Below are 1,054 nucleotides of genomic sequence, written 5' to 3' on the forward strand. Positions count from 1 at the left end.
CTGCGCCAAGATGCGCATGATCATCATAAGATCCGGTCTTATAAGCGTGCATGTCGTGAAGCATTGCAGCCATTGCCGCAAGTTCAGGATCAAGATTCCTTTTCTTCGCTATCATTTGAGCTGCCAGTGACACTCCATAAAGATGGGCAATAGCACCGGTTCTTTTATCCTCATCTTCCATCTTGTTAAGCTTCTTATCAATGTATTTTCTTAGTTCTTTTAATCTGCTCATAGCGTATCCCTTTCCTGTTCATCTATTTTCTCTCAGACTTCCTGATTGGATGTCTTATAACTGTCTTCCACTTTTCCGGAGCAACCTTTCTTGCATCCGACAGGTAAATCTCATGATGAAGCCGGGCAGCCGAAAGATCATTTATATAGCCATTTTCAGTCAAATATGAATCCATAAGTGAAACGGTAGCCGGCTCATCTTCAAACGAACCTGAATGCATTATCTGGACGCAAAGCCCCTCATCTATTGTCATGAATTCAGCTTTGGAACAGTCAAGTTTTTTCTTTTTTTCAGCTGTTTCAACTGCCCATTTAAAATCTTTTTCTGTAATGAAATCCGGTAATCTTATAACAGATATCCAGTTGAATGTGGATTTATCCGAGTAATCTACACCTTCAACATTATCCTGCCACCAGAAACCTTCCAGGGGAGGCACGACATATTCAAAGAATCCTTCAATTTGATGATCTGTCTTATAGCTCATTTTAAGCGTATATGCGACAGCATAGAGAACATTTATTGCTTTCTGATAGTCACCATCTTCTTCGTTAGGATCGCCTTTCCCCCTTACTGCAACGTAGTTTGCTTCAGGCACGTTCACAATCTCCGGTTTATTTTTTGGCATGTAAAACTCTTTATATTTCTTCTTGAAATCGAATGCCATGGTTTATTCCTTCCATATATTTTAAGTTATTCGATCTTTGTCAGGCTCCCACTTGTCAACTACCACGCACCTAAAGGTACGTGGCTTGCGACTCCCCTGTAGTTCGTTGCAATAACTCCTACATTTTGTCGGTGTAACTTCCGTGGGGTCGCATCATG

The 1,054-nt window shown here is 41.0% G+C and carries 2 protein-coding genes; both read right to left on the reverse strand.

Annotated elements, in window-relative coordinates; genetic code table 11:
• Nucleotides 1-232, reverse strand: a 232-nt coding sequence (locus BLV86_RS17485) for an HD domain-containing protein (RefSeq protein ID WP_139297976.1), incomplete at its 3' end; no start/stop codon positions are given.
• 22 nt (nucleotides 233-254) lie between these two features.
• Entirely contained in the window at nucleotides 255-896 is a 642-nt protein-coding gene (locus BLV86_RS17490) for a GyrI-like domain-containing protein (protein ID WP_090820145.1), read from the reverse strand.
• Nucleotides 897-1,054: the final 158 nt, after the last annotated feature.

This window comes from Oribacterium sp. KHPX15, from assembly GCF_900107835.1.
In the GTDB taxonomy this organism is placed as follows: Bacteria; Bacillota; Clostridia; order Lachnospirales; family Lachnospiraceae; genus Oribacterium.